Here is a 23,121-nt window from a genome sequence, read left to right on the forward strand (position 1 = left end):
GGATGCAGGACACGGCGCTGCTGCTCTGCGACCTGCAGAACGACTTCCTGCACCCCGAGGGCGCCTATGGCCGCGCGGGCTGCACCGCCCCCGCCATCGCGGCGCTGCCCGGCCGTCTCGCGCCGCTCGCGGAGCGGATGCGCGCGGCGGGAGGCTGGATCGTCTCCACCCATTTCACCCTGGTGCTGGGCAAGGGGGGCGAGCCCTTCGTCTCGCCGCATCTGCGCAAGCTGCGCCCCTTCCTCGCGCGCGGGGATTTCGCGCCGGGAAGCTGGGGGCACCGGCTCGTCGAGGCGCTCGCGCCCGCCGATCTCAGCGTGGAGAAGATCGCCTATTCCGCCTTCTACGAGACGCGGCTCGACTGGGTGCTGCGGCGGGCGGGCATCCGCCGCCTGCTGGTGGCGGGCATCGTCACCAATGGCGGCGTCGCCTCCACCGTGCGCGACGCGCATGTGCGCGAATACGAGCTGACGGTGCTGGAGGACGGCTGCGCCGCCTTCAGCGAGGCGCTGCACCGCGAGGCCATCGCGGGCCTGAGGCCGGTGGCGCGGATCGCCGCCGTGGACGAGGCGCTGGCCGAGCTCGCATGAGCCGGGTGATCCGCGAGGCCGCGCCGCGCTTCGAGGCGGAGGTGCCGCTTGCCATCGTCGGCGCGGGGGCGGCGGGGCTGACCGCCGCGCTGGCCGCCGCCGAGGAGGGGGTGGAGGCGCTGGTGCTGGAGGGCGATGCGCTGCCGCGCGGCTCCACCGCCCTCTCCGCCGGGCTCATCCCGGCCGCCGGCACGCGCTGGCAGGCCGCGGCCGGCATCCGCGACGATGCGGCGCTGTTCGAGGCCGATATCCAGGCCAAGGCGAAGGGCCGGGCGCTGCCGCAGCTCGCCGCGCTGCTGGCGCGCGAGGCTGCGCCCGCCCTCGAATGGCTGGCCGGGACGCAGGGCCTGCCCTTCTCGCTGGTGGACGACTTCGACTATCCGGGCCACAGCCGCCGGCGCATGCACGGGCTGCCCGGCCGCAGCGGCGCGGAGCTGCTGGATGGGCTGCGCGCGGCGACCGAGCGCGCGGGCCTGCCCCTGCTCACCGGCGCGCGCGTCACCGCCCTCATCGGCGATGCGGCGGGCGCGCCGCACGGGATGGAGGTCACGCGGCCCGATGGCGCGCGCGAGCGCATCGGCGCGCGCGCCATCCTTTTCGCCTGCTCGGGCTATGGCGGGGATCGGGCCCTGGTGCGCGCGCATCTCCCGCGCCTCGCGCAGGCGCTCTATTTCGGCCATCCCGGCAACACGGGCGATGCGGTGAAATGGGGCGCGGGGCTGGGCGCGCGACTCGTGCAGATGGGCGCGCACCAGGGGCACGGCAATGTGGCGCATCCCGCGGGAATCCTCATCACCTGGGCGGTGATCGGGGAGGGCGGCTTCCAGGTGAACGCGGCGGGCCGGCGCTTCTGGAACGAGGCGCAGGGCTATTCCGAGGCCGCCGAGGCCGTGCTGGCGCAGCCCGGCGGCATCGCCTTCTCCGTCTTCGACGCGCGCATCGCCGCCATCGCGCGCCAGTTCCCCGATTTCCGCGCGGCCGAGGCGCAGGGCGCGGCGCTCGCCGCCGCGCGGGTGGAGGAGCTCGCGGCGCGCGCGAAGCTGCCGCCCGCCGCCCTCGCCGCGAGTTTCGCCGACGTCGAGGCGATGAAGCGCGCCCGCGCCACCGACGCGCTGGGGCGCGACTGGTCGCGCGGCGCGCCGCTTGCGGCCCCCTTCCACGCGGTGCGCGTCACGGGGGCGCTGTTCCACACCCAGGGCGGGCTGCTGGTGGACGAGGCGGGGCGGGTGCTCTCCGAGGCGGGCCCCCCCATCCCGGGCCTCTACGCCGCGGGCGGGGCGGCCTGCGGGGTGAGCGGGCCCGAGGCCTCGGGCTACCTTTCGGGCAATGGGCTGCTCTCAGCCATGGTGCTCGGCCGCATCGCGGGGCGGGAGGCGGCGCGCTTCACCCGAGGTTGAGCCGCCTCGCGAGTTCGCGGAACAGCTCGATCTGCGCCAGCACATGGGCGCGCGCCGCCGCGCCGTCGGTGACGCGCGGCACGCTGCCCAGGCGCCGCGTCGCGGCGATCCATTCCGGATCGGCGCCGGTGCGCGCGATCACCTCCTCCCAGAAGCGCGCGAGGGGGGCGGGCATCTGCGCGGGCCCGGCGAGCGCGTTCCAGCCCGCGAGCGCGGAGAGCGCGGGCAGCCCGGCCTCGGCCGCGGTGGGCACATCGGGCAGCAGCGGATGGCGCGCCTCGCCGCTGACGACGAGCGCGCGCACCGCGCCCTGCCGGATCGCGCCCATCATGTCGCCGAGATTGTTGCCGACGAACTGCGCCTGGCCGCCGAGCAGTGCGGTCAGCGCCTCGCCGCCGCCGCGGAAGGGGATGGCCTGCGCGGCGTCCAGCGGCAGCCCCGCCGCGGCGAGCATGTGCCGCACGCCGAGGTCGAGGATGGTGGCGGGCCCGGAGGTCGCGAAATCGTAGCGCCCCGGCGCGTCGCGCAGCGCGGCCAGCAGCGCGCGCAGATCCCGCCAGGGCGCATCGGCGCGCACGCAGACCACGAAGGGATTCTCGTCGAGCAGGCCGAGCCAGGTGAAATCCTCGGGCGTGTAGGGCGTGCGCGGATCGGTGGCGGGCAGGATGGCGGAGGAGCCGACGCGCGCCAGCAGCAGCGTGTGCCCGTCGGGCCTTGCGCGCGCGACGCTGAGCGTGCCCACCGCGCCCGAGGCGCCGGTGCGGTTCTCGACCACGATGGGCTGCGGCTGCGCGCCCATGTGGCGCGGCGCATGGGCGGCGAAGAGGCGCGCCGCGATGTCCGCCGCGCCGCCGGCCGAGAAGGGCGCGACCAGCACCACCGGGCGCTCGAGCGGCTGCGCGCGCGCGCCGGCCGGCGCCAGGAGCGGGGCGGCGAGCAGATGGCGTCTCGACAGCATGGCGATCCTCCGCCGGCAGCATGCCGGGGCGGCGGGGGGGCTGGGAACGCCCAGGGTTGCCCCGGCGGTTCACGCCATGCTACCGCACATTGCATGATGACCGAGACTGGCTTGCCCGCCAGCCCGCGGATGAACCGCGGGCAGCGGCATACCCCAGCGGTCCGTGTGCGGGCGTGGTTCGGCTTTCGCCTTCCGTCCGTGCGCGGCAGGCTTCGTCGCATCGCCCTCGGCGCGCTGACGGCTTGGCTTCTGGGTGGGAATGCGCCGGCCTGGGCGCAGGCCGCACGGCCCGCCGAGGCGCGGCCCGCGCCCGCGCGCCCGGCCGCCGCCGCGCCCGCGCGTCCGGCCGAGCCGCGCCCCGCCGCCCGTCCGCCCGCCCCCCGGCGCGAGGCGCAGGCGCGCCCCTCCGGCCGCCCCTCCGGCCGCCCCGCCGCCCCCCGGCCGGTGGGCGCGGTGATTTCCGACGGGCCGCGCATGCGCGACGCGCCGCAGGAGCTCATTCCCGTCCTGGCGCCCGGGCACATGGCGGAGGGGCTCTCGCCCCGCGCCGCCTGCCTCGCCGCCACCCAGCGCGCGGAGGAGGTGCACGGCGTGCCCCGCGGGCTGCTGACGGCCATCGCCCTGGCCGAGAGCGGGCTGCACGCCTATGCCCTCTCCATCGGCGGGCGGCCGCATTTCCCCGAGACGGCGGCCGAGGCGCGCGCGCTGCTGGAGGCCGCGCCCGCCCGGCGCAGCATCATGGCCGGCTGCGTGCAGGTGAACGCCCGCGTGCACGCGCGCGGCAGCCACTGGCCGCTCGATCCCTATGTCTCGGCCGACTGGGCGGGCGGCATCATGGCGCGCTGGCACCGCGAGACGGGTTCCTGGGCCGAGGCGCTGCGCCGCTGGCATGGCGGCTCCGCCGCCTCCACCCATCGCCTCGTCTGCCGCGTGCGGGCCAAGCTGGAAGTCACCAGCCCGGGCAGCGAGGCGTTCCGCGACTGGCGCTGCCCCGACGGCCAAGCCGAGCGCGTGCGCCGCAACGGCGCCCTCCACCTTGCCACGGCCGAGCGCCAGTCCCGGCCCTGAGCGGCCGGATCACAGCCGAGAGACGCGCGTCTCCTTCGCGGTGATGAACTCGAGCAGCGCGGGCGTGCCGTTCCGCGTCTGCTCGATGCCGCGGCGGATGGCGGGGATGATCTCCTCGGGCCGCGTCACGCGCTCGCCATAGCCGCCGAAGGCGCGGGCCATGGCCGCGTAGTCGCCGCTGATGTCGGTGGTGCGGTATTTCTCCGTGCTCAGCGCCATGATCTTCAGCTCGATGGCCATGGAGAAGTTGTTGAGCAGGATGGAGAGGATGGGGATGCGCTCGCGCACCGCCGTCTCGAAATCCATCCCGGTGAAGCCGATGGCCGCATCGCCCCACACGTTGATGCAGAGCTTGTCGGGCGCGGCGAGCTTCGCGCCCATGGCGAGGCCGAGCCCGTAGCCGAGCTGCGTCGTCTTGCCCCAGCCGAGGTAGGAGAGCGGCGTGCGGCTGATCCAGAAGGGCGAGAGCTGGTCGCGCGGGCTGCCCGCGTCATGCGTGATGATGGTGTTGTCCACATCCACGGTGCGCCAGAGGTCGCGCAGCACGCGATAGGGGTTGAGCGGAACCTCCTCCGAATCGCGCAGCGCCGCCCATTCCGCGAGCCAGGGCGCGCGCACGGCCTGGATCTCGTCGGCCACGGGGGCGATCTCGCGCGGCCCCTTCACCCGCCCGCGCAGCTCGGCGAGCAGCGCCTCCAGCACGAGGCCCGCATCGCCGGTCAGGCCGATGTCGCAGCGCACGTCCTTCTCGAGATGATCCGGATCGAGCGTCGCGTGGATGATCCTGGGCCCCTTGGGGATGCGCACGGCGAAGGAGGATTCGGTGAAGGAGCAGCCGAGGCCCAGGATCACGTCCGCATTGTCGAGGAAGTGCCGCACGGGCTTCGGCATGGCGAGGCCGCCCGAGCCGAGCGCGAGCGGATGATCCTCCGGGAAGGCGGATTTCCCACCGAGGCTCGTGGTCACGGGCGCGGCCAGCAGCTCCGCCAGCGCCTTCAACTGCGGCCAGGCGTGCGCCCAGTGCACGCCGGTGCCGGCGTAGATCACGGGGCGGTGCGCGCGGGCCAGCATCTCGGCGGCGCGCGCGACGTCGAGCGGATCGGGCGCGCCGCGCGTGGCGACGACGGGGCGGTAGTCGAGCTCGCCCGGGAAATCCTCGGCGAAGAGGTCGCTCGGGATTTCCACCAGCACGGGCCCGCCGCGGCCGTTGCGCAGCCGCGCGAAGGCGCGGCGCATGATGTTGGGCACCTCGGCGGCGCTCGTCACCGCCTCGGCGGATTTCGTGACGCCGCGCATCTGGATGGTCGCGTTGTAGTTCGGCGGCACATGCGCGAGGCGCCGCGGATAGCCCATGGGCATCACCAGCACCGGCACGCTCTCGCCGAAGGCCTGCGCCACGCCGCCATAGGCGTTCTCCGCCCCCGGCCCGTGCTGCATGCAGAAGGCGCCGATCTTCCGGCCCGAGGTGACGCGGCTGATCGCGTCCGCCATGTGCAGGCCGATGCGCTCCTGCCGCACGATGACGGGGCGGATGTCGCGCGCCGCGGCGTGCTCGATGAGGTGGTTCACCGGGTAGGCGCAGAGGATCTCCACCCCCTCGCGCTTCATGATCTCCGCGATCGCGTCGCCGACCTTCATGCGCGTTCCTCCCGAGGCGTTCCTGTGCGCGAAAGGCTAGACCCCGCCGCGCGCGGGCCGCAAGCTGCGCCCCTGCGCATCGAAAGGAACGACCATGGCCGAGCCGCTTCCGCCCCAGGAGTTCGCGCTGCTGCTCGCGCGCGCCGGGATCAGCCTGCCGCCCGAGGAGGTGGAGAGCCTGCGCCAGGCGCATGCGAAGCTCGCCGAGATGCTTGCGCTGCTGCGCGCGCCGCCGCCGCCGCTGGCCGCCGAGCCCGCCTTCGCCTTCAGGGCGGGAGAGGGCGCATGATCCCCACCATCGCCGAGGCCGCGCGCCTCATCGCCGAACGCCGCCTCTCGCCCGTGGAGCTCGCGAAGGAATGCCTCGCGCGCATCGCGGCGCAGAACCCCGCGCTGCATGCCTTCATCCTGGTGACGGAGGAGCGCGCGCTGGCCGATGCGCGGGCCGCGGAGGCGCGCCAGATGGCCGGCGCGCTCAAGGGCCCGCTCGATGGCATCCCCATCGCGCACAAGGACATCTACGACACCGCCGGCATCCGCACCACGGGCCACTCCGCGCAGTTGCAGGAGCGCGTGCCGGAGCAGGACGCGGTGACGGTGGCGAAGTGGCGCGAGGCGGGGGTGGTGCTGCTCGGCAAGCTCGCCACGCATGAGTTCGCCTTCGGCGGGCCCTCCTTCGACCTGCCCTGGCCGCCCGCCCGCAACCCCTGGGACACGGAGCGCTTCACCGCCGGCAGCAGCAGCGGCACCGGCGCGGCGGTGGCGGCGGGGCTGATCCTCGGCGGCACGGGCTCGGACACGGGCGGCTCCATCCGCGGCCCCGCGGCGCTGTGCGGCATCGCCGGCATCAAGCCGAGCTACGGGCTCTGCTCGCGGCGCGGCATCCTGCCGCTGGCGCAGACCCTCGACCACGCGGGCCCGCTGGCCTGGACGAGCGAGGACTGCGCGCTGCTGCTCGCGGCGATGGCGGGGCATGACCCGCTTGATCCCGGCAGCGCCGACCGCCCGCCCCCGCGCTTCGACCTCGCGGCCGAGTGGCGCGGCCGGCGCATCGGCGTGATCCGCCACATGCACGAGCGCGACCACCCCGTCTCGCCCGCCACGCTCAAGGGCATCGAGGAGACGGCCGAGATCCTGCGCTCCCTCGGCGCGGAGCTGGTGGAGGTGACGCTGCCGAGCCTCGCGGAGTTCAACGCGGCCGGCTGGGTGACCCTCTCGGCCGAGGCCTGGGCGGTGCACGAGGAATGGATGCGCACGCGCCCCATGCGGTACGGCGAGTTCCTGCGCGCGCGGCTCGCGCTCGGCGGGCTGCTCTCGGCGGGCGACTACATCCAGGCGCAGCGGCGCCGGCGCGATCTCATCGCGCGCAGCTTCGCCGCGACCGAGGGGGTGGATCTGCTGCTCACGGCGGCCGCGCCGGCCGAGGCCCCGCGCATCCGCGAGGTGTCGAAATGGGCGAGCCTCGAGAAGCCCAACTTCACCATCCCCTTCAACCTGCTGGGCTGGCCCGCGCTCTCGGTCTGCACGGGCTTCGGCGAGGGCGGGCTGCCCGTCGCCGCGCAGATCGTGGGCAAGCCCTGGCAGGACGGGCTGGTGCTGGCCGCGGGCCATGCGGTGGAGCGCGCGAACGGGCATCGCGCGCGCCGGCCGCCCGCATGAACTAGCTGTTCGGGCCGCGCCCCATGCCGATGGGCTGCCAGCGGCGCAGCAGGGTGTTCTGCAGCACCGCGGGGTTGACGCAGCTCATCGGCCATTTCCCCTGCGCGACGAGCGCGAGCTCCTGCCCCACGCGGCGCTTGCGCGCCTCGTCGAAGCGCGCGCTGGCCGAGGCCGTGTGCGCGGAGAGGATCACGTTGTCCATGGACAGCAGCGGGTTGTTGTGGCTGGGCGGCTCCTGCTCCAGCACGTCGAGCCCGGCATAGGCGATCCAGCCCTCCTGCAGCGCGCGGATCAGCGCCGCCTCGTCCACCGTCGGGCCGCGGCCGGTGTTGATGAAGATGGCGGTGGGCTTCATCATCCGGAAGTGGCGCTCCGTCAGCATGTGCGTGCATTCGGGGCGCGCCGGCGCGTGCATGGAGACGAAGTCCGACCGGCGCATCACCTCCTCGAGCGTGGCCGGCATCACGCCCTGTTCGATCATCTGCGTCTCGTCGAGGAAGGGATCATAGGCGATGACCTGCAGCCCGAAGGGCCTGGCGCGCCGGGCCACCGCGCGCGCGGTGCGCCCGAAGCTGATGAGGCCCAGCGTCTGGCCCATCAGGCGCGGGATCTTCAGCAGCGCCGGCCGCCCCTCCTTCCAGCGATGCTCGCGCACCATGCGGTCCTGCTCGATGCAGCGGCGGAAGGTGGCCAGCAGCAGCATCATCGCGTGGTCCGCCACCTCCTCGATGAAGGTGTCGGGGACGTTGGTGACGGGGATGCCGCGCGCGGTGGCGGCGGCCACATCCACGCTGTCCACGCCGACGGAGCCGAGGCTGATCACCTTGCACTTCTCGAGGGCTGCGATGATCTCGGCGGTGAAGATCATGCCCTTGGCGTAGATCGCATCCGCCTCCCTGGCCGCGGCGATGAAGGCGGCGGGCTCGGCCGGCGCCTCGACGATCTCGGCGTCGAGCCCCGCGAGCGCCTCCATCTCCAGCGTGTAGTCCGACCCCGCGACGGTGAAGCTCGCCGCGGCGGGGGTGACGATGCGGAATCTCGCCATCTGCGCTTCCTCCTTCTCTGCTCTTGGCGCGGAGCCAAGCATGGGGCGGGGGGCGCGACAAGGCGCGCCGGCAAGTCTAGCCTCGCCCCGCGCGCACGCGCGGAAAGGGAGGAGAGCATGGCGGCATTGCAGGGCCAGGTGGCCTGGATCACCGGCGCGGGCAGCGGCATCGGCGAGGCGGGGGCGCATGCGCTGGCCGCCGAGGGCGCGGTGGTGGTGCTGACAGGGCGCACCCGTGCGAAGCTTGAGGCCGTGGCCCAGGCCATCGCCGCGAAGGGCGGCGTGGCGCATGTCCAGCCCGCCGACATGGCGAAGGCGGACGCCGTGCAGGCGGTGGCGCGCTGGATCGGCGAGACGCTCGGGCGGCTCGACATCCTGGTGAACAATGCGGGGCTCAACATCACCGACCGCGCCTGGGCGAAGCTCACGCCCGAGGGGATCTCCACGCTCGTGGAGGGCAATCTCCTCTCCGCCTTCCATGGCGCGATGGCGGCGCTGCCGCTGATGCGCGCCCGGGGCGGGGGGCTCATGATCCACACCGCGAGCTTCGCGGGGCGCTTCGTCTCTCCGCTTTCGGGCCCCGGCTACACGGCCTGCAAGCACGGCGTGGTGGCGATGAGCCACAGCCTCAACATGGAGGAGTGCGGCAACGGCATCCGCTCCACCGTGATCTGCCCCGGCGAGGTGCGCACGCCCATCCTCGACAAGCGGCCCAACAAGCTCTCGGAGGAGGAGCTCGCGCAGATGGTGCAGCCCGAGGATTGCGGGCGGCTCATCGCCTTCGTCGCGACGATGCCGCCGCATGTCTGCATCAACGAGGTGCTGATCGCGCCCACGCGCAACCGCAGCTACCTCGCGCAGATGCAGCGCCGGCTATAGGTTGCGCCGCTGCCCGCGCAGCGTGGGCAGCCCGATGCCCGCGGCGTCGAAGCCGCCGTCCACGGCCAGCACCTGGCCTGTGACGTAGCTCGCCTCGGCGCTGGCGAGCCAGAAGATGGCCGAGGCCAGCTCGCGCTCCAGCCCGTAGCGGTTGAGCGGCATGGCGTCGTGGTAGTCGGCGCGGATGTCGGGCGTGTGCACGGCCTGGGCCATGGCCGTGTCCACCGGGCCCGGGGCCACCGCGTTGACGCGGATGCCGAGGGAGGCGAACTCCACCGCCTGCTGCTTCGTCAGATGCGCGAGCCCGGCCTTGGAGGTGCCATAGGCCACGCGCAGCGTGGAGGCGCGCAGCCCCGAGATCGAGGTGATGTTCACGATGGCGCCGCCGCCGCTCTCGGCCATCAGCGGCGCGGCGGCCTGGCCGGTCAGGAAGGGGCCGGTGAGGTTCACCTCCATCACGCGCCGCCACTGCTCGAGCGTGGTCTGCAGGATGGGGCCGAAGACCGCCACGCCCGCGTTGTTCACCAGCGCATCGAGCCGGCCGAACCGCGCGCGGATGGCGGCCGCGGCGGCCTCCACCACCGCGGGGTCGGAGACGTCGCCGGGCAGGGCGAGGGTGCGCTCGGGCAGGTCGATGGCGGCGATGCTGCGCGCGAGCAGCGCCTCCTCGATGTCGAGCAGCGCGACCGCCCAGCCCTCGGCGAGGAAGCGCTGCGCGGTGGCGAGGCCGATGCCCCGCGCCGCACCCGTGATCCAGGCGACCTTCATGCCAGCTCCTTCCGCGCCGCGCGCACCGCCTCGGCCAGCACCCCCGGCGCGAAGGGCGAGGCGAGCCCGGCGCTCTCCACCAGCCCGCCGAAGGGCAGCGACCCGCCGCGCGCGCAGAGCGCCGCATAGGCGGCCATCGTCTCCTCCGGCGCGCGGCGCATCCGCACCCAGAGCTGCAGCGCGCAGCACAGCGCCAGCGTGTAGTCGATGTAGTAGAAGGGCGAGGCATAGATGTGCTGCTTCGCCTGCCAGCGCCCGCCGCGGGCGGGATGGGCGAGGTCGCCATACTCGGTCCAGGGCATGTAGAGGCGCTCGAGCGCCCGCCAGATGGCGTGGCGCTCCTCGGGCGTGGCCTCGGGGCGCGCGAAGACCTCGTGCTGGAAATGGTCCACGCAGGCGCCATAGGGCAGGAAGCTCAGCGAGGCGATGAGGTGCATGCGCCGGAAGCGCCCGGCCGCCGCCTCGCCCACCAGCCGCCCGATCTGCGGGTGGGTGAGGAACTCGAGCCCCATGGAGTGGATTTCGGCCGACTCCATGGTGGGCCAGAGCTGATCCAGCCCCGGCAGGTTCCGGCTCTCCCAGCACTGGAAGGCGTGGCCCATCTCGTGGGTGAACACGCCGATGTCCTGGTGCGTGCCGTTGAAGTTCGCGAAGATGAAGGGCGCGCCATGGGTGGGGAAGGCGGTGCAGAAGCCGCCGCCCGCCTTGCCGGGACGGTTCTCGAGATCAAGGAAGCCGCCCTCGCGCATCATGGCGAAGAAGCCGCCCAGCCCGTGGCCCATGGCGTCGAACATGCCCTGCGCGGCGTCGAGCAGCGCGGCGCCGGACGCCGCGGGGCCGGGGTTGCCCTCGGGGTCGATGAAGGCCTCGTCCCAGAACATCAGCCGCTCCCAGCCATGGGCGCGGCGGCGGCGCTCGAGCAGCTCGGCGACGAGGGGCGTCACCTCGCGGCGGATTTCCTCGCGGTAGCGCGCCACCTCGGCGGGCCCGTAGTCGAGCCGGCGCATCCGCCGGTAGGCGAGCGGGACGAAGCCCGCATCGCCGAGCTTCAGGGCCATGCCATGGCGCAGCCGCACCAGCGCGTCGTAGAGCGCATCGAGCTCCGCCCCATGCGCGGCGAAGAAGCCCCAGCGCGCCGCCTCGGCGGCGTGGCGGCGCGCGCGATCGGGCGATTCCGCCGCGGGCGCGAGGCCCGCGAGGTTGAGCACCTCGCCCTCGAAGGGAATTGCGGCGCCGGCCAGCAGCGCGGTGTAGCGGGCGACGAGGCGCGATTCCTCCTCCAGATCCGCCGCGATGGCGGGCGCGAAGCTGGTGATGTCGCAGGCCCAGAGCCGCGGCGCGTGGCCGCCCGTCGCGGCGGCGAGCACGGCGCCGTCCACCTCGTCGAGCAGGCGCTGCTTGAAGCGCGTCTCGTGGTCCTGGACCACGGGGGCCATGGCGTCGGCGTGCTCGCGCGCGGCGCGGGCCTCGGGGTCGCGCGTGTCCTGGGCGAAGCGCAGATGCGCGAGCGCGGACCAGGTCTCGGTCTCGCGGCGCAGCCGGTCCCAGGCGGCGAGGGTGGCGGGTGCGTCCGCCGCGAGCCGCGCATGCAGCGCGCCATAGGCGTCGGCGAGCGCGGCGGGCTCGGGGCGGGGGGCGGAGATCTCGGCGAAGCGCAGCGTCATGCGGCCATGATGGCCGGGCGCGCGCCGCCCGTCAGCCCAGGTGCCGCACCAGGAACTCCGCCGTGCGGCCGTTGGCGATGGTCGCCGCCCGGGCGTCCCAGGCATGGCCGCCCATGCGCGCGAAGGCGTGGTCCACGCCCGGATAGACGTGGCAGGTCACCTTCGGGTGGTCCTTCAGCGCGGCGAGGATGGCGGCCTGCGCCTCGGGCGGGACGAACTTGTCGCGCTCGGCGATGTGCATGAGCAGCGGGGCGCGGATCCTGGGCGCATCCTCCAGCATCCCCTCGATGCCCACGCCGTAGTAGCTCACATGGCAGTCCGCGTCGGTCGCCACGGCCGTGCGGTAGGCCATGCGCCCGCCCAGGCAGAAGCCCATGGTGCCCACCTTGCCGTTGCAGGCGGGATGGGCGCGCGCGGCGGCGATGGTGGCGGCGAGGTCCTCCACGCCCTTCTCCTGGTCGAAGCCGCGGAACAGGGCGAAGGCCCGGTCCCATTGCGCCTGGCCGGCGTCGGGGTCGAGCTGCACGCCCGGCTCCTGCCGCCAGAACAGGTCGGGGCAGAGGGCGAGGAAGCCCATCTCCGCCACCCAGTGCGAGAGCGCGCGCATGGTGGCGTTCACGCCGAAGATCTCCTGGATCAGCACCACGGCGCCGGCCGGCTGTGACCTGGGGGCCACGACCAGCGCCTCGAACTGCCCGCTGCCGTCGGTGGCGGGGATGGTGATGGTCTCCATGGCTCTCTCTCCCTTGGCGGCGTTCGCGCTTGCGGCCATGTAACGCAGGATGCTGCGACGCGCCATGCTCCGCACCCTTCCGGCCCTGCCGGCGCTGGCCGCCCCGCCGCCGGCGCGCGCCGCGGCGATGACGGAGCCCGGCCTCGCCGCGCAGGGCTGGACCCATGCGGAGTATGACGGCATCCGCCCCGCCCGCTTCCGCCTGCAGGGCGAGGCCATCGCGGTGGAGGGCGAGGGCGCGGGCAGCTTCATCTGGCGGCGCGTCGAGGGGCGTGCGGCCTGCCTCTCCTGGCGCTGGCGGGTGGATCTCGGCCCCCCGCCCACCGACCTGACGCGCCGCGGCGGCGATGACCGGGCCGTGTCCATCGCCGTGGGCTTCGCGGGCTGGCCGGCGCGCGCGACCATGTGGCAGCGCACCCAGCACGCGGTGGCGCAGGCGCGCGCGGGCGGCCATGCGCTGCCGCGCTCGGTGCTGATCTACGCCTGGGGCGGGACGGGGCGCGAGCCGCCGCATTTCTACAGCCCCTGGATGGGCGGGCTCGGCAAGGTGCGCGTGCTGCGCCCCGCCACCACCCCCAAGGGCCGCTGGTTCGAGGAGCGCGTGGACCTCGACGCCGACTGGCGCGCCGCCTTCGGCGGAGAGCCGCCGCCGCTCCAGGAAATCGCCATCGGCACCGACGCCGACGACACCCAGGCGCGGATTTCGGCCCTCGTCGAGCGCATCCGTTTCACGCCCTGCAGCTAGGAGCCCCTCATGCCCGTCGAGCGCAAGGATTTCCGCGACGCCATGGCGCAACTGCCCGCCGCGGTGAACGTGATCACCACCGATGGCGCGGGCGGCAAGGGCGGCTTCACCGCCAGCGCCGTGTGCAGCGTGACCGACAGCCCCGCCACGCTGCTCGTCTGCATGAACCGCACCGTCTCCTCGGCCGAGGCCTTCCGCGCCAACGGCGTGCTCTGCGTCAACACGCTGAGCGCGGCGCAGGAGGAGGTCTCCAACGTCTTCGCCGGCATGACGGGGGTGGACGGGCCCGCGCGCTTCGAGACGGGAAGCTGGGGCCGTCTGGTCACCGGCGCGCCGGTGCTGGAGGGCGCGCTGGTGGCCTGCGACGCGCGGATCACCGACATCCTCGAGAAGGGCACGCACCTCGTGCTCTTCGCGGAGGTGGAGGCGGTGCGTCTCGGCGCGGGCGAGGCGGCGGCGCTGCTCTATTTCCGGCGGGGCTACTGCCCGCTGTCGAGGGCGGCGTGAGGCGCTACCACTCCCCGTAGAACACGCCCGCCGCCTTGTGGCGGTCGGTGCGGAACTCGGCTTCCGCCCAGCTCAGCGTGGTGCGGCATTTGAGGTTGGTCGCCCAGTCGAGCAGGCGTTCGCGCATCTCGGCGCGCACCCCCTCCAGCGCAGGCTCGCGGCCGAGGTCGTGGAACTCGTCGGGGTCGGCCTCGAGGTCGTAGAGCATGGGCGGGAAGCCGCTCGTCCAGTGGACGTATTTCCAGCGCGCGGTGCGGACCATGAAGCCGCGATGCTGCCCCGTGGGCAGGCCGACGCGGCGGCGCGCAGCGCGGAAGGTCCAGTCGAGCTCGCTCACCACATGCTCGCGCCAGGCCTCGGGCGCGCCGCGCGTCAGCGCGAGCAGCGAGCGGCCTTCGAGCAGATGCTCGGCGGGCGGAAGGCCGAGCGCCTCCAGGATGGTGGGCGCCACGTCGATGGCCTCGACGAAACGCGAATCCCGCGTCCCGCGCGTCGCCTCCGCCGCGGGTGAAGGATCGTAGAGGAGGAAGGGCACGCGCTGGATGCAGTCGTGGAACAGCTCCTTCTCGCCCAGCCAGTGGTCGCCCAGATAATCGCCGTGGTCGCTGGTGAAGATCACCAGCGTGTCCCGCCAGCGGCCGAGCCGCTCCATCAGCGCCCAGAGCCGGCCGAGATGCGCGTCGATCTGCGCGATCAGCCCCATGTAGGTGGGGCGCACCGCGGCGATGCAGGCGTCGTTCTGGAAGGATTGCGCCACCTCCTCGTTCTGGAACTCGCGCAGGATGGGATGGGCGGCGTTGCCGCGCTCGGCCGGGTGGCGGCGCACGGGCAGCGCGTCCTCGGGCGCGTAGATCGCGTGGTAGGGCGCGGGCGCGACATAGGGCCAGTGCGGCTTCACGTAGGAGAGGTGCAGCACCCAGGGCCTCTCGCCCTGCGCCTCGATGAAGCGCAGCGCCTGGTCGGTGGTGTAGGCCGTCTCGCTGTGCTCCTCGCGCACGCGGGCGGGCAGGCGCGCGTGGCGCATCTTCCAGCCCGACTTCACGCTGCCGTCGCGGTCGGTGACGGCGATGACGTGATCCGTCCAGGGGTCGGGGCTGTCATAGCCCTGGGCGCGCAGCCAATGGGCGTAGGCGCTGTCGGGCTCGGCGTGGTGGCCGTCGTGGCGATCGACGAGGGTGAACCATCCCTCGCGCAGCAGCGCCGCGAGGTCGTGCTGCCCGTCGAGGGCGAGGCGGCGCATGCCGTGCGCGTCGGGCAGCATGTGCGTCTTGCCGGCGAGGGCGAGGGCGAGCCCCGCCTCGCGCAGATGCCAGCCCAGCGTCACCTCGCCCACCGAGAGGGGCACGCGGTTATGCGTCGCCCCGTGCGAGGCGACGTAGCGGCCGGTGTAGAAGCTCATGCGCGAGGGGCCGCAGATGCCCGACTGCACATAGGCCTCGGTGAAGTTCACGCCGCGGGCGGCCAGCGCGTCGATGTTGGGCGTGGCGAGGCGCGGATGGCCGTTGCAGCCCAGATGATCCCAGCGGAGCTGGTCGCACATGATGAACAGCACATTGCGCACGGCCATGGACGATCCCCTTCCCGCGCCGCATCGTAGCGCCAAGAGGGAAGGAGGACAGTCCATGCCGCGCTTCAGCGCACTCACCGAGGCCAGCATGACGCCGCGCCAGCGCGAGGTGGCCGCGAACATCGCCGCGGGCGCGCGCGGCGGCCTCAAGGGGCCATTCCCCGCCTGGCTGCACAGCCCCGAGATGGCGGAGCTGTTCCAGCGGCTCGGCCGCTTCATCCGCTGGGAGACGAGCCTGCCGCCGCGGCTGTCGGAACTCGCCATCCTCGTCACCGCCGCGCGCTGGCGGGCGCGCTTCGAGTGGTTCGCGCATCACCGCCTGGCGATGGAGGGCGGCCTTTCGCCGGAGATCGCCGAGGACATCCGCATCGGCCGCATCCCCCGCGCCATGGCCGAGGACGAGGCGGCGGTGTTCCACTTCGTCCATGAGCTGCAGACCACGGGCGGGGTGAGCGAGGGGCGCTTCGAGGCCGCGCGCGCCCTGTTCGGCGAGAAGGGCTGCGCGGAGCTGCTCGGCATCGCCGGCTACTACACCGCCGTCTCCTTCACGCTGAACGTGGCGGAGGTGCCGCTGCCCGAGGGCGTGGCGGATCCCTTCGCCTGATGCGGCCGGCGGTCACGCCGGACGTATCGCGCACGCCGGGTTGGTGGGCGGCGGCGTGCCAAAACAAGGGCATGCCAGCGGCCGCGCCGCTTTCTCGCGAGTCGAAGCAAGCGGCCGCCGGTATGATGCGACCTTTCCTGACGCGCCGGCATGGCAGGAGAGGGGCATGGCCGACCTCCTCCTCCTTCCCCTGCATCAGCCCGGGCTGTGGCTCGTGCTGCTCTGCGCGCTCGCCGTGCTGGCCGTCGATGGCTGGCTGCACCGGCGGTGAGTGCGCCCGGTGGCGCTGATCTTCCTGCTGCTGTTCCACCCCTGGGTGCTGCTGTTCTGGCTCGCCCTCGGCCTCATTTTGCTGGTGGGCTGGCTTGCAGATCGCTGGGAGAACCGGAAGAACCGGAAGAACCGGAAATGATCAGCCCCGCCGCAGCATCTCGATGATGCCCGAGAAGTCCCGCCCCGCCCCGCCCTCGGCCACGAAGCGCTCGTAGAGGCCGAGCGCCGCCGCCCCCAGAGGGGTGTGCGCGCCCGCCGCCGCCGCCGCCTGCTGCGAGAGGCCGAGGTCCTTCACCATCAGCGCCGCCGCGAAGCCGGGCGCATAGCCGCGATTCGCGGGGCTGCCCGGCACCGGCCCCGGCACGGGGCAATAGGTGGTGAGCGACCAGCACTGGCCGGAGGAGCGGCTCGCCACCTCGAACAGCGCCTCGTGGCTGAGGCCGAGCTTCTCGGCCAGCGCGAAGGCCTCGCAGGTGCCGATCATGCTGATCGCCAGCAGCATGTTGTTGCACAGCTTCGCCGCCTGGCCCGTGCCCGGCCCGCCGCAATGGACGATGGTGCGGCCCATCGCCTCCAGGATGGGCCGGGCGGCCGCCACATCCTTCGCCGCGCCGCCGACCATGAAGGTCAGCGTCGCGTTCTCCGCCCCCATGGTGCCGCCGGAGACGGGCGCATCCAGCATGCGCCGGCCCTCGGCCAGGGCGCGGGCGGTCTGCACATCCACCGTCGAGCAGTCGAGGCGCACGGCATCCGGCGCGCAGGCCGCATCGAGCTCGGCCCAGGCGGCGCGCACATGCTCGCCCGCCGGCAGCATGGTGAGCACGAAGCCCGCCCCGCTCGCCGCCTCCGGCGCCGAGGCGGCGAGCGGGATGCCGGCCGCGGCCGCCGCCGCGCGCGCCGCGGGGCTGATGTCGAAGCCCAGCACCTCATGGCCCTGGCGCGCCAGGTTGCGCGCCATGGGCAGCCCCATGTTGCCGAGGCCGATGAAGCCGATCCGCGCCATGCGTCCCTCCCTTGCGTGGTTGGGGAAAGGCTAGGCCAGCGCAGGCGGCGGGGCCATCCCGGGCCGCGCGGCTCAGTGATTCCCGCGCAGCGCCTCGCGCACCACGGAGCGGAACTCGCGCCGGTGCAGCTCGCGCAGCACCAGCAGGGAGGCGAGCATGAGCGCGACGGGGTGGATGATCCAGGCGAGCGCGGCGAGGCCGAAGTAATAGGCGCGCAGCCCCGTGTTGAAGTGCCGCGCCGCGCGGTTGGCCACCGCGGCGGCGATCTCGGCCTGCGGCGCGTGCTCGGGCCCTATGCCGAGGCCGCCCACGACGATGGAGCAGTAGTTGAACTGCCGCAGCGCCCAGGTCAGCTCGAAGAAGGCGTGCACGAAGATCAGCACGAGCAGGCCGATGCGCATCTCCCAGGCCATGTCGCTGGCCGGCGGCTCGGCGAAGGGCAGGGCGGCGAGCACGCGCCGGCCCATGTCGGGCGCGCCGAGCAGCGCCACCAGCCCCGCGAGGATGAAGATGGCCGTGTTGGCGAGGAAGCTCGTGCTCGCCATCAGGTTGCCGATGATCGCGGTGTCGCCGATGCGGTTCTCGCGCAGCAGCAGCGCGAGCATCCAGCGCCGCCGGTGCTCGTCCATCGCCGCGATGACGGAGCGCGCACGCACGCTGGGGATGCGGTCCACCACCGCCGCATAGCACGCCCAGCAGGCGAGGAAGACGAGCAGCGCCGCGAGGTCGAGCGGCGTGAGCAGCCCCCCGATCATCCGCCCGCCGGCCCGCGCATCAGCCCCTGGCGAGCCGCCGCATCAACCATTTGCGAGCCGCCGCATCAGCCCCTGGCGAGCCGTCGCTCGACGAAGTCGAGCCGGTCCTGCCCCCAGAAGATCTCGCCCTCGATGACGTAGGAGGGCGCGCCGAACACGCCCTTTGCCAGCGCCGCCTCGCTGTCCGCCTGGCGCATCGCGGCCCAGCGCGGATCCTCGGCCGCGCGCAGCAGCGCCGGCCCGTCGAGCCCGCATTCGGCGGCCAGCGCGGCGAAGGTCGCGGGGTCGGCGGGGTTCGCGTCATCGGCCCAGATGGCGGCCATGATGCGGTGCGCGAGGCGGATGGCCGGCGCATCGCCCTCTCTCTCGCGCAGCGCGATGACGGCCTGGGCGAGCGGCGCCTCCTGCACCGGGAAATGCCGCGGCGCGAGGGTGAGCGGCAGGCCGAGGTGATCGCGCCAGCGCGCCAGCTCCACCAGGCGGTAGGCCTGACGCTGCGGGGCGCGCCGGGGCAGCGGCAGCCCGCCCGAGGCGGGGAAGATCACCGAGAAATCCACCGGCCAGAGCCGGAGCGTCGCGCCGTATCGCGCGCAGAGCGTCTCGATGCGGCGCGCGCCCAGATAGGCCCAGGGGCTGTTGAGCGAGGCGTAGCAGTCCACATGCATGGCGGGCCTCCGTCGGCGGACGCAGCCTGCCCCGCCGCGACGCGCGGAGGAAGGCCCGCCCGCGCGAAACAGCCGGGCGCGGCGCCGCCCCGCCCGGCTACCGGCGCCGAAGGGCCGGGGTGGTCAGCCCATCTTCTTCTTCAGGTTCTCGTCGAGCTTGGCGAGGAAGGCCTGGGTGGTCATCCAGGGCTGGTCCTTGCTGATGAGGATCGCGAGATCCTTCGTCATGAAGCCGGCCTCCACCGTCTCGATGCAGACCGCCTCCAGGGTCTTGGCGAACTCCACCACATCGGGCGTGCCGTCGAACTGGCCGCGATACTGCAGGCCGCGCGTCCAGGCGAAGATGGAGGCGATGGGGTTGGTGCTCGTCTCGCGGCCCTTCTGATGCTCGCGGTAGTGGCGCGTCACCGTGCCGTGCGCGGCCTCGGACTCCACCGTCCTGCCGTCGGGCGAGAGCAGCACGGAGGTCATCAGCCCGAGCGAGCCGAATCCCTGGGCCACGATGTCGGACTGCACGTCGCCGTCGTAGTTCTTGCAGGCCCAGACATAGCCGCCCTCCCACTTCAGGGCGCAGGCCACCATGTCGTCGATCAGGCGGTCCTCGTAGGTCAGGCCCGCGGCCTGGAAGCGGTCGGCGAACTCCGCCTCGAAGATGCGGCGGAAGATGTCCTTGAACTCGCCGTCATAGGCCTTGAGGATCGTGTTCTTGTGGCTGAGATAGACGGGGTAGTTGCGCGCGAGCCCGTAGTTGAAGCAGGCGCGGGCGAAGCCCTCGATGGACTTGCGCGTGTTGTGCATGCCCATCAGCACGCCGCCGCCCTCGGGGAAGTTCGTCACCTCCATGGTGATCGGCTCGCCGCCATCGGCGGGCGTCCAGGTCAGGGTCGCCTTGCCGGGGCCGGGGATCTTGGTCTCGGCGGCGCGATAGATGTCGCCATAGGCGTGGCGGCCCACCACGATGGGCTTGTTCCAGTGCGGCACCAGGCGCGGCACGTTCCGGCAGATGATCGGCTCGCGGAAGATGGTGCCGTCGAGGATGTTGCGGATGGTCCCGTTCGGGGACTTCCACATCTTCTTGAGGCCGAACTCCTTCACCCGCGCCTCGTCGGGCGTGATGGTGGCGCACTTCACGCCCACGCCGTACTGCTTGGTGGCGTTGGCCGCGTCCACCGTCACCTGGTCGTCGGTCGCGTCGCGGTGCTCGATCCCGAGGTCGAAATACTTCAGCTCGATGTCGAGGTAGGGGAGGATCAGGCGGTCCTTGATGAACCCCCAGATGATGCGCGTCATCTCGTCGCCGTCCATCTCGACGACGGGCGTCTTCACCTTGATCTTCGCCATGTGGTCCTTGCCTTCTGCCCCGCCCGGCGGGGCCTCAACCCGGGTGTTGCGATGCGGGGCGCAACATCGCACCCTGTCCATGCGCCGGCAAGACGAGGGGGGAGGCGATGGAGCGGGGCTTCGCGGGGCGGATGGCGGTGGTGACCGGGGGCGCGCGCGGCCTCGGCCTCGCCATCGCCCGGCGGCTCGCCGCAGGGGGCGCGCGGCTGGCCATCTGGGACCAGGACGGCGCGGCCGCCGCGGCCGCCGCGGCGGAGCTCCGCGGCCATGCCGAGGTGCTGGACGTGACGGATGCGGCGGCGGTGGAGGCGGCGCTCGCGCGCTCCGAGGCCGCGCTCGGCCCCTGCGACATCCTGGTGGCCAATGCCGGCATCACGGGGCCGAACCACCGGCTGGAGGACTATCCCATCGAGGCGTGGCGGCGCGTGGTGGAGGTGGATCTCGTGGGGGTCTTCCTCTGCTGCCGGGCCGTGCTGCCCGGGATGCGCGCGCGCGATCGCGGGCGGATCGTGACCATCGCGAGCATCGCGGGCAAGGAGGGCAACCCCAACGCCAGCGCCTATTCGGCCGCGAAGGCGGGCGTGATCGCGCTGACCAAGTCGCTCGGCAAGGAACTGGCCGAGACCGCGATCCGCGTGAACTGCCTCGCCCCCGCGGCAGTGGAGACGGATCTCTTCGCGCAGATGAGCCCCGAGCAGATCGCCTGGATGAAGTCGAAGATTCCCCTGGGCCGCTTCGGCCTGCCCGAGGAGATCGCGGAGATGGCGGCCTTCTGCGCCTCGGACGCCGTCTCCTTCACCACGGGGGCGGTGTTCGACGTCTCGGGCGGGCGGGCGGTGTATTGATTTGATGCGCGCGGCGCGAGCGCGCGCCGCGATCAGCGCGCGCCGGGCCTGAACTCCCTCTCCAGCCGCTGGCTGTAGCGCGACATGGCGTAGCACAGCACGAAATACACGGCCGCCGCATAGACATAGGCCTCGGTCGGGAAGCCGAGCCAGTTCGGATCGCCCAGCGAGGCGCGCAGCGTGGTGAAGAAGTCGAACACGCCGATCACCACCACCAGCGTCGTGTCCTTGAACAGGCCGATGAAGGTGTTCACCTGCGCGGGGATCGTGATGGTGAGCGCCTGGGGCAGGATGATCAGGCGCATCTTCTGCCAGTAGGTGAGGCCGAGGCTGTCGGCCGCCTCGTACTGGCCGCGCGGCATGGCCTGCAGCCCGCCGCGCACCACCTCGGCCATGTAGGCGGCGGTGAAGAGCGTGTAGGCGAAGAGCACGCGGATCAGCCGGTCCACAGTGACGCCCTGGGGCAGGAAGAGCGGCAGCATGATCGCCGCCATGAACAGCAGCGAGATCAGCGGCACGCCGCGCACGCACTCGATGATGGCGGTGCAGAACCAGCGAACGAGCGTGAGCTTCGACCGCCGCCCGAGCGCGAGCAGGATGGAGAGCGGATAGCCCAGCGCCAGCCCGTAGACGGCGATGATGCCCGTGATGGTCAGCCCGCCCCATTGGCGCGTCTGCACGTAGGGCAGGCCGAAGACGCCGCCCTGCATCAGCACCCACATGGCCGGCGCGGCGATGGCCCAGCCCAGCAGCAGCCAGCGGTTCCAGAAGCGGCGGATGGTGGAGGCGACCACCATGACGACCAGGATGGCCAGCATGCTGGCCGGGCGCCAGCGCTCCTCGAACGGATAGAGGCCGAAGACGGAGAACCAGAACTTCTCGCGGATGAAGGCCCAGCAGGCGCCCGCGTTCTGCCGGCAGCTCTGCGCCGTGCCCTCCCAGGTCGCCTCCAGCACCGCCCAGCGGAACAGCGGCGGCACGAGCCAGACGAGCAGCGCGATGCAGGCGAGGCTGATGGCGATGTTGAGCGGCCCGTTGAAGCAGGCCTTCACGAAATCCCGCGCGCGCGCGGCAAGGCCGGGCAGGGCGGGGGCGGGCTTGGCGGGGGCGAGGGTGGCGGACATCTCACCGCTCCTTCAGCGCCACGGCGCGGTTGTAGAGGTTCATCAGCAGCGAGGTGACGAGCGAGATGATCAGATAGACCGCCATGAAGATGGAGATGACCTCCACCGCCTGGCCCGTCTGGTTGATCGAGGTGTTGGAGACGGAGACGAGATCGGGGTAGCCGATGACCACGGCGAGCGAGCTGTTCTTCGTCAGGTTCAGGTACTGCGAGGTGAGCGGCGGGATGATGACGCGCAGCGCCTGCGGCAGGATGACGAGGCGCATGATGCGCCCCCCCGGCAGGCCCAGCGCGCGCGCCGCCTCCCACTGCCCCTTGTGCACGGACTGGATGCCGGCGCGCACGATCTCGGCGATGAAGGCCGCGGTGTAGATCACGAGCCCGAGCAGCAGGGCGAAGAACTCGGGCGAGAGGGTGACGCCGCCCTGGAAGTTGAAGCCCGCGAGCTCCGGCCAGTCCCAGGCGGGCGCGCCCACCAGCGCGGCGGAGAGCAGCGGCAGGGCGACGAGCAGGGCGAGGCCGGGCAGCAGGGTGGAGCGGCGCTCGCCCGTCGCGGCCTGGCGCGCCGCCTCGCGCCGCAGGAGCCCGATCCAGAGGATGGCGGCGGCGAGCAGCGCGAGCAGCGCCGAGGCCAGCGCCTCGTCCGCCAGGAAGACCGGCAGCTTCAGCCCGCGCTGCGAGAGGAAGACGCCCGGCAGCGGGTTCAGCGCCTGCCGCACCGAGGGAAGCTGCAGGATGATGGCGTGCCAGAAGACGAGCTGCAGCACGAGCGGCGTGTTGCGGATCACCTCGATGTAGCCGCCCGTCAGCGCCCGCAGCAGCGGGTTCGAGGAGAGGCGCGCGAGGCCGAGCGCGATGCCGAGGATGGTGGCGAGCGCGATGCCCGCCACCGCCACGCGCAGCGTGTTCAGCAGCCCCACGGTCAGGGCGCGCTGATAGGTGTCGGCCGGGGTGTAGGGGATGATGGCCTCGCCGATCGGGATGCCGGCGGAGCGGCCGAGGAAGCCGAAGCCGAACTGCAGCCCGCGCGCGGCCATGTTGGCCAGCATGTTGTTGTAGAACCACCAGCCCAGCAGCACCACGGCGGCGGCGAGCAGCGCCTGCCACATCAGGCCGCGCAGCGTGGTGGGCGAGGGCAGGGGGATGAGGGGCTTGGCGGCCGGCATCCCGGCGCTGGTGGTGCTGGTGGAACTCATCGGGGGCGGCTCCCTCGGGCCGGCCTTCGCGTCGCCGCGCAGGAAAGAGGTCGGGGCTGGCGGTCCGCGCGCGCGGCGGCGGCGCGGGAGAGGCGGG

The 23,121-nt window shown here is 73.0% G+C and carries 24 protein-coding genes; 11 read left to right on the plus strand and 13 right to left on the minus strand.

The features are described 5' to 3' along the window. Positions 1-2 precede the first annotated feature (2 nt). A complete protein-coding gene (locus H596_RS0104735) occupies positions 3-590 on the plus strand; it encodes a cysteine hydrolase family protein (protein ID WP_027283924.1) in 588 nt (195 codons plus the stop codon). Then, complete coding sequence (locus H596_RS0104740; protein WP_027283925.1) at positions 587-1,987, plus strand: FAD-dependent oxidoreductase; 1,401 nt, start codon at positions 587-589, stop codon at positions 1,985-1,987. The genes H596_RS0104735 and H596_RS0104740 overlap by 4 nt, the downstream gene beginning before the upstream one ends. Here the strand turns inward: H596_RS0104740 and H596_RS0104745 are convergent. Further along, a complete protein-coding gene (locus H596_RS0104745; protein WP_027283926.1) occupies positions 1,974-2,945 on the minus strand; it encodes a tripartite tricarboxylate transporter substrate binding protein in 972 nt (323 codons plus the stop codon). The two genes, H596_RS0104740 and H596_RS0104745, sit on opposite strands and share 14 nt — an antisense overlap. Positions 2,946-3,143: 198 nt before the next feature. On the opposite strand from H596_RS0104745, the gene H596_RS0104750 reads away from it, so the two are divergent. Continuing rightward, the gene (locus H596_RS0104750) at positions 3,144-4,013 is read left to right on the plus strand and encodes a hypothetical protein (protein WP_156910035.1); all 870 of its coding nucleotides are present in this window, start codon (positions 3,144-3,146) and stop codon (positions 4,011-4,013) included. A 9-nt stretch (positions 4,014-4,022) separates the two neighbouring features. On the opposite strand, the gene H596_RS0104755 is transcribed toward H596_RS0104750, so the two are convergent. Then, a complete protein-coding gene (locus tag H596_RS0104755; RefSeq protein WP_027283928.1) occupies positions 4,023-5,651 on the minus strand; it encodes a thiamine pyrophosphate-requiring protein in 1,629 nt (542 codons plus the stop codon). A 94-nt stretch (positions 5,652-5,745) separates the two neighbouring features. Here H596_RS0104755 and H596_RS0104760 point away from each other — a divergent pair, with 94 nt between their 5' ends. Continuing rightward, complete coding sequence (locus H596_RS0104760; RefSeq protein WP_027283929.1) at positions 5,746-5,940, plus strand: hypothetical protein; 195 nt, start codon at positions 5,746-5,748, stop codon at positions 5,938-5,940. Beyond that, positions 5,937-7,310 carry an amidase gene (locus H596_RS0104765; protein ID WP_027283930.1) on the plus strand — a complete coding sequence of 458 codons (1,374 nt, stop codon included), beginning with the start codon at positions 5,937-5,939 and terminating at the stop codon, positions 7,308-7,310. The genes H596_RS0104760 and H596_RS0104765 overlap by 4 nt, the downstream gene beginning before the upstream one ends. 1 nt (position 7,311) lies before the next feature. Here the strand turns inward: H596_RS0104765 and H596_RS0104770 are convergent, their stop codons facing one another. Further along, a complete protein-coding gene (locus H596_RS0104770) occupies positions 7,312-8,355 on the minus strand; it encodes a C-terminal binding protein (protein WP_027283931.1) in 1,044 nt (347 codons plus the stop codon). 117 nt (positions 8,356-8,472) lie between these two features. On the opposite strand from H596_RS0104770, the gene H596_RS0104775 reads away from it, so the two are divergent. Next, entirely contained in the window at positions 8,473-9,234 is a 762-nt protein-coding gene (locus H596_RS0104775; RefSeq protein ID WP_027283932.1) for an SDR family oxidoreductase, read from the plus strand. On the opposite strand, the gene H596_RS0104780 is transcribed toward H596_RS0104775, so the two are convergent. Genes H596_RS0104780 through H596_RS0104790 form a run of 3 tightly spaced genes read right to left on the minus strand, consistent with a single transcriptional unit; the run spans position 9,229 to position 12,399 of the window. Then, positions 9,229-10,002 (minus strand): SDR family NAD(P)-dependent oxidoreductase, encoded by a 774-nt coding sequence (locus H596_RS0104780; protein WP_027283933.1) that lies wholly within the window; start codon positions 10,000-10,002, stop codon positions 9,229-9,231. The genes H596_RS0104775 and H596_RS0104780 overlap by 6 nt on opposite strands. Further along, on the minus strand, positions 9,999-11,666 hold the full coding sequence (locus H596_RS0104785; protein ID WP_211225249.1) for a M3 family oligoendopeptidase: 1,668 nt from the start codon (positions 11,664-11,666) through the stop codon (positions 9,999-10,001). The genes H596_RS0104780 and H596_RS0104785 overlap by 4 nt, the downstream gene beginning before the upstream one ends. Positions 11,667-11,697: 31 nt before the next feature. Continuing rightward, on the minus strand, positions 11,698-12,399 hold the full coding sequence (locus tag H596_RS0104790) for a dienelactone hydrolase family protein (protein ID WP_027283935.1): 702 nt from the start codon (positions 12,397-12,399) through the stop codon (positions 11,698-11,700). A 64-nt stretch (positions 12,400-12,463) separates the two neighbouring features. Here H596_RS0104790 and H596_RS23740 point away from each other — a divergent pair, with 64 nt between their 5' ends. Together H596_RS23740 and H596_RS23745 are read left to right on the plus strand one after the other, a co-directional pair. Beyond that, a complete protein-coding gene (locus H596_RS23740; RefSeq protein WP_027283936.1) occupies positions 12,464-13,144 on the plus strand; it encodes a DUF3047 domain-containing protein in 681 nt (226 codons plus the stop codon). A 9-nt stretch (positions 13,145-13,153) separates the two neighbouring features. After that, the gene (locus tag H596_RS23745; protein ID WP_051212395.1) at positions 13,154-13,651 is read left to right on the plus strand and encodes a flavin reductase; all 498 of its coding nucleotides are present in this window, start codon (positions 13,154-13,156) and stop codon (positions 13,649-13,651) included. A 4-nt stretch (positions 13,652-13,655) separates the two neighbouring features. On the opposite strand, the gene H596_RS0104805 is transcribed toward H596_RS23745, so the two are convergent. Beyond that, entirely contained in the window at positions 13,656-15,218 is a 1,563-nt protein-coding gene (locus tag H596_RS0104805) for a sulfatase-like hydrolase/transferase (protein ID WP_027283937.1), read from the minus strand. A 55-nt stretch (positions 15,219-15,273) separates the two neighbouring features. Here H596_RS0104805 and H596_RS20105 point away from each other — a divergent pair, with 55 nt between their 5' ends. Together H596_RS20105 and H596_RS24835 are read left to right on the plus strand one after the other, a co-directional pair. Next, on the plus strand, positions 15,274-15,822 hold the full coding sequence (locus tag H596_RS20105) for a carboxymuconolactone decarboxylase family protein (protein WP_037300041.1): 549 nt from the start codon (positions 15,274-15,276) through the stop codon (positions 15,820-15,822). A gap of 280 nt (positions 15,823-16,102) precedes the next feature. Then, complete coding sequence (locus H596_RS24835) at positions 16,103-16,234, plus strand: hypothetical protein (RefSeq protein WP_281168365.1); 132 nt, start codon at positions 16,103-16,105, stop codon at positions 16,232-16,234. On the opposite strand, the gene mmsB is transcribed toward H596_RS24835, so the two are convergent. From mmsB to H596_RS0104840, 4 genes are all read right to left on the minus strand, one after another. Further along, on the minus strand, positions 16,235-17,098 hold the full coding sequence (gene mmsB, locus H596_RS0104825) for a 3-hydroxyisobutyrate dehydrogenase (RefSeq protein ID WP_027283938.1): 864 nt from the start codon (positions 17,096-17,098) through the stop codon (positions 16,235-16,237). It abuts the gene before it with no gap. Between the two features lie 72 nt (positions 17,099-17,170). Further along, positions 17,171-17,854 (minus strand): DUF599 domain-containing protein, encoded by a 684-nt coding sequence (locus H596_RS0104830; RefSeq protein ID WP_027283939.1) that lies wholly within the window; start codon positions 17,852-17,854, stop codon positions 17,171-17,173. A gap of 65 nt (positions 17,855-17,919) precedes the next feature. Further along, positions 17,920-18,519, minus strand: coding sequence for a 2-hydroxychromene-2-carboxylate isomerase (locus tag H596_RS0104835; protein WP_027283940.1), 600 nt, complete (start codon positions 18,517-18,519; stop codon positions 17,920-17,922). 123 nt (positions 18,520-18,642) lie between these two features. Further along, a complete protein-coding gene (locus H596_RS0104840) occupies positions 18,643-19,860 on the minus strand; it encodes an NADP-dependent isocitrate dehydrogenase (RefSeq protein WP_027283941.1) in 1,218 nt (405 codons plus the stop codon). Positions 19,861-19,967: 107 nt separating this feature from the next. Between H596_RS0104840 and H596_RS0104845 the strand changes: the two genes are divergently transcribed. Then, the gene (locus tag H596_RS0104845; protein ID WP_027283942.1) at positions 19,968-20,705 is read left to right on the plus strand and encodes an SDR family NAD(P)-dependent oxidoreductase; all 738 of its coding nucleotides are present in this window, start codon (positions 19,968-19,970) and stop codon (positions 20,703-20,705) included. A 32-nt stretch (positions 20,706-20,737) separates the two neighbouring features. Here H596_RS0104845 and H596_RS0104850 read toward each other — a convergent pair whose 3' ends face one another. Together H596_RS0104850 and H596_RS0104855 are read right to left on the minus strand one after the other, a co-directional pair. Continuing rightward, positions 20,738-21,829: an amino acid ABC transporter permease gene (locus H596_RS0104850; RefSeq protein WP_084602577.1), complete on the minus strand. Its 1,092-nt coding sequence runs from the start codon at positions 21,827-21,829 to the stop codon at positions 20,738-20,740. A gap of 1 nt (position 21,830) precedes the next feature. Continuing rightward, positions 21,831-23,024: an amino acid ABC transporter permease gene (locus H596_RS0104855; RefSeq protein ID WP_027283944.1), complete on the minus strand. Its 1,194-nt coding sequence runs from the start codon at positions 23,022-23,024 to the stop codon at positions 21,831-21,833. Positions 23,025-23,121: the final 97 nt, after the last annotated feature.

The organism is Rubritepida flocculans DSM 14296, from assembly GCF_000425365.1.
Classification (GTDB): Bacteria; Pseudomonadota; Alphaproteobacteria; order Acetobacterales; family Acetobacteraceae; genus Roseococcus; species Roseococcus flocculans.

Excerpts from the sequence above, each read along its gene's own strand:
- H596_RS0104735 (WP_027283924.1), top strand. The coding sequence starts at position 3 with ATGCAGGACACGGCGCTGCTGCTCTGCGACCTGCAGAACGACTTCCTG.
- H596_RS0104740 (WP_027283925.1), top strand. The coding sequence starts at position 587 with ATGAGCCGGGTGATCCGCGAGGCCGCGCCGCGCTTCGAGGCGGAGGTG.
- H596_RS0104745 (WP_027283926.1), bottom strand. The coding sequence starts at position 2,945 with ATGCTGTCGAGACGCCATCTGCTCGCCGCCCCGCTCCTGGCGCCGGCC.
- H596_RS0104755 (WP_027283928.1), bottom strand. The coding sequence starts at position 5,651 with ATGAAGGTCGGCGACGCGATCGCGGAGATCATGAAGCGCGAGGGGGTG.
- H596_RS0104760 (WP_027283929.1), top strand. The coding sequence starts at position 5,746 with ATGGCCGAGCCGCTTCCGCCCCAGGAGTTCGCGCTGCTGCTCGCGCGC.
- H596_RS0104765 (WP_027283930.1), top strand. The coding sequence starts at position 5,937 with ATGATCCCCACCATCGCCGAGGCCGCGCGCCTCATCGCCGAACGCCGC.
- H596_RS0104770 (WP_027283931.1), bottom strand. The coding sequence starts at position 8,355 with ATGGCGAGATTCCGCATCGTCACCCCCGCCGCGGCGAGCTTCACCGTC.
- H596_RS0104775 (WP_027283932.1), top strand. The coding sequence starts at position 8,473 with ATGGCGGCATTGCAGGGCCAGGTGGCCTGGATCACCGGCGCGGGCAGC.
- H596_RS0104780 (WP_027283933.1), bottom strand. The coding sequence starts at position 10,002 with ATGAAGGTCGCCTGGATCACGGGTGCGGCGCGGGGCATCGGCCTCGCC.
- H596_RS0104785 (WP_211225249.1), bottom strand. The coding sequence starts at position 11,666 with ATGACGCTGCGCTTCGCCGAGATCTCCGCCCCCCGCCCCGAGCCCGCC.
- H596_RS0104790 (WP_027283935.1), bottom strand. The coding sequence starts at position 12,399 with ATGGAGACCATCACCATCCCCGCCACCGACGGCAGCGGGCAGTTCGAG.
- H596_RS23740 (WP_027283936.1), top strand. The coding sequence starts at position 12,464 with ATGCTCCGCACCCTTCCGGCCCTGCCGGCGCTGGCCGCCCCGCCGCCG.
- H596_RS23745 (WP_051212395.1), top strand. The coding sequence starts at position 13,154 with ATGCCCGTCGAGCGCAAGGATTTCCGCGACGCCATGGCGCAACTGCCC.
- H596_RS0104805 (WP_027283937.1), bottom strand. The coding sequence starts at position 15,218 with ATGGCCGTGCGCAATGTGCTGTTCATCATGTGCGACCAGCTCCGCTGG.
- H596_RS20105 (WP_037300041.1), top strand. The coding sequence starts at position 15,274 with ATGCCGCGCTTCAGCGCACTCACCGAGGCCAGCATGACGCCGCGCCAG.
- mmsB (WP_027283938.1), bottom strand. The coding sequence starts at position 17,098 with ATGGCGCGGATCGGCTTCATCGGCCTCGGCAACATGGGGCTGCCCATG.
- H596_RS0104830 (WP_027283939.1), bottom strand. The coding sequence starts at position 17,854 with ATGATCGGGGGGCTGCTCACGCCGCTCGACCTCGCGGCGCTGCTCGTC.
- H596_RS0104835 (WP_027283940.1), bottom strand. The coding sequence starts at position 18,519 with ATGCATGTGGACTGCTACGCCTCGCTCAACAGCCCCTGGGCCTATCTG.
- H596_RS0104840 (WP_027283941.1), bottom strand. The coding sequence starts at position 19,860 with ATGGCGAAGATCAAGGTGAAGACGCCCGTCGTCGAGATGGACGGCGAC.
- H596_RS0104845 (WP_027283942.1), top strand. The coding sequence starts at position 19,968 with ATGGAGCGGGGCTTCGCGGGGCGGATGGCGGTGGTGACCGGGGGCGCG.
- H596_RS0104850 (WP_084602577.1), bottom strand. The coding sequence starts at position 21,829 with ATGTCCGCCACCCTCGCCCCCGCCAAGCCCGCCCCCGCCCTGCCCGGC.
- H596_RS0104855 (WP_027283944.1), bottom strand. The coding sequence starts at position 23,024 with ATGAGTTCCACCAGCACCACCAGCGCCGGGATGCCGGCCGCCAAGCCC.